The sequence below is a fragment of the Methylobacterium sp. WL116 genome, assembly GCF_008039455.1.
Taxonomy (GTDB): Bacteria; Pseudomonadota; Alphaproteobacteria; order Rhizobiales; family Beijerinckiaceae; genus Methylobacterium.
In genome coordinates this window covers 1-2,522 of record NZ_VRUV01000604.1, presented here as the reverse complement: position 1 = coordinate 2,522, position 2,522 = coordinate 1, and the positions used below count along the sequence as shown (strand labels likewise).

3 protein-coding genes are annotated in these 2,522 nt (G+C 71.7%); all 3 read right to left on the bottom strand.

Annotated elements, in window-relative coordinates:
* Positions 1 to 2: 2 nt before the first annotated feature.
* The gene (locus FV223_RS25145; protein ID WP_147729508.1) at positions 3 to 1,421 is read right to left on the bottom strand and encodes a sensor histidine kinase; all 1,419 of its coding nucleotides are present in this window, start codon (positions 1,419 to 1,421) and stop codon (positions 3 to 5) included.
* A 124-nt stretch (positions 1,422 to 1,545) separates the two neighbouring features.
* A complete protein-coding gene (locus tag FV223_RS25140; RefSeq protein ID WP_147729507.1) occupies positions 1,546 to 2,223 on the bottom strand; it encodes a response regulator transcription factor in 678 nt (225 codons plus the stop codon).
* Between the two features lie 36 nt (positions 2,224 to 2,259).
* Positions 2,260 to 2,522, bottom strand: a 263-nt coding sequence (locus FV223_RS25135) for a PepSY domain-containing protein (RefSeq protein WP_147729506.1), incomplete at its 5' end; no start/stop codon positions are given.

Here is a 2,522-nt window from a genome sequence, read left to right as displayed (position 1 = left end):
GCTCAATGCCCGGCGGCGCCCTTGGGCACGTCGCCCGGCACCTCGAGCACGGCGCGCAGGCCGCCGAGCGCCGCCTGCTCGAGGCGGAAGCGGCCGCGATAGAGCGTGGCGAGGTCGGCGACGATCGAGAGGCCGAGGCCGGAGCCGGGCTTCGATTCGTCCATCCGCCGCCCGCGCCCGAGCACCGCCGAGCGCGCCTCCTCCGGCAGGCCGGGGCCGTCGTCCTCGATCGCCACGAGAAGGTGGGGATAATCGTGGGCATCCACCGCCTCAGCCCGGATCGCGACGCGGCCGGCTGCCCATTTCGAGGCGTTGTCGACGAGGTTGCCGACCATCTCCTCGAAATCCTGGCGCTCGCCGCGGAAGCGCAGGCCCGGCGGCACATGGACCTCGTAGGCGATGTCCTTGTCGCGATAGATCTTCCCGAAGGTCCGCACCAGGCCGGCGAGCGCCGGCTCGACGTCGGTCGAGGTCCCGAGCGTGCCGGCGAGCGCGGCGGCGCGCGCCCGGTCGAGGTGGTAGTTCACCTGGTCGCGCATCACCGCCGCCTGCTCGCGGATCTTCTCGGCGAGGTCGGCCGGGGCGTCGGAGGCGCCGACCTCGTTGACGATGATCGAGAGCGGCGTCTTGAGCGCGTGGGCGAGGTTGCCGACCTGGGTGCGGGCGCGCTCCAGGATCTCGCGGTTGGTCTCGATCAGGAGGTTCACCTCGCCGGTGAGCGGGGCGATGTCGCGCGGATAGGTGCCGGTGATCCGGTCGGCCTCGCCGCGCCGGATCGCGCCCAAGGCCGCGCGCATCTTCTTCAGCGGCGCCAGGCCGAAGCGGATCTGCAGCAGGGTCGTCAGCGCGAGCGACAGGCCGAGCAGGCCGAAGGTCATGAACAGGGAATTTCGGAAGCGCTCGACGTCGTTGACGATCTCGTCGGCGGGGCCGGCGACGCGCACGGTGTAGCGCCCGTCCTCGCCGAGGTCGACGTCGCGCTCGATGATGCGGAGCAGCCGGTCGTCCTGCGCCCGCCCGTAGCCCTGGCGGATCTGCCCGACCCCCGCCTTGCCGTCGGGATCGGTGGCGGGCTTCAGGGGCACGCCGACCAGGGAGCGCGAGGTGCGCAGGTCCCGCGGCCGGGCGTCGGGCTTGCCGACCTGCCAGTACCAGCCCGACAGCGGCAGGTCGAAGCGGGGGTCGCCGAGCGTGAAGGCCCGGCTCTCGGTGTCGCTCGGGGTGACGAGGTCGGTGGCGAGGTTGTTGGCGAAGACCAGCAGCCGGCTGTCGAAGGCCCGCTCCGTGGTCTCGCGATACAGCGTCGTCAGGATCCAGGCGGCGATCAGCAGGATCGCGGAGCTGGCGAGCAGCGCCGAGACGGCGAGCCGCACGGCGATCGAGCGACGGCGGAGCGAGAACAGGCTGAGGACGGCGTTCATGGGTGGCGCATGCTGCGGCACGGGCGGCGGGACCGACCGCCGGGTGGGATACCGTGATCCGGCTCGGCGGGAAGGCTTCCCCTCGAGCCGACATGACGGTCGCGCTCGGTCGTAGCCCGCTCCGTCACACCCGTGCCGGCGGCTGGCTCGGGTCGACCAGGTAGCCCAGCCCGCGCACCGTCTGGATCAGGTCCACCGCGAGCTTCTTCCGCAGGCGGCCGACGAACACCTCGATGGTGTTCGAATCGCGGTCGAAATCCTGGTCGTAGAGATGCTCGGTCAGCTCGGCGCGGGAGACGACGCGGCCGGTGTGGTGCATCAGGTAGGAGAGCAGCCGGTATTCGTGGCTCGTCAGCTTGATCGGGTTGCCGTCGACGAACACCCGCCCCGAGCGGGTGTCGAGGGTGACGGGGCCGCAGGCGATCTGGCTGGTGGCGTGGCCGGCGGCGCGGCGAAGCAGCGCGCGGACGCGCGCCATCAGCTCCTCCATGTGGAACGGCTTGGTGACGTAGTCGTCGGCGCCGGCATCGAACCCGTCGACCTTGTCGGACCAGCGGTCGCGCGCGGTGAGGATGATGACGGGGGTCTTGATCCCGGCGCGGCGCCACTTCTGCAGGACGCTGACGCCGTCGGCCTTGGGCAGCCCCATGTCGAGGATGATCGCGTCGTAGGGCTCGCTCTCGCCGAGGTAGCCGCCCTCCTCGCCGTCGAAGGCCTTGTCGGCGACGTAGCCCGCCTCCTCCAGCGCGCTGACCACCTGCCGGTTGATGTCCCGGTCATCCTCGACCACGAGCAGACGCACGGATCACCCTCCCTCGAGCGACGGCCTTCCCGGCCGTCAGTACTGGCCCGCCACCTGGCCGGTCTTGGCGTCGACCATCACGTGCACGAAGTGGCCGTCCCGACGCAAGGCGGTCAGCATGTAGACGAGGCCGTCGGCGTGGCGGCACAGGCTCGCCCGCTGGATCTCGGCCCGCGGGATCACCGTGCGCGCGGCCTTGATCGCCGTCACCGGCGCGATCACCCGGCGCTCGGACACCTCCTCGCGCATGTCGGCGGGCGACAGGCACTCCTCGACCCGCAGCTGCGGCGGGCCGGGCG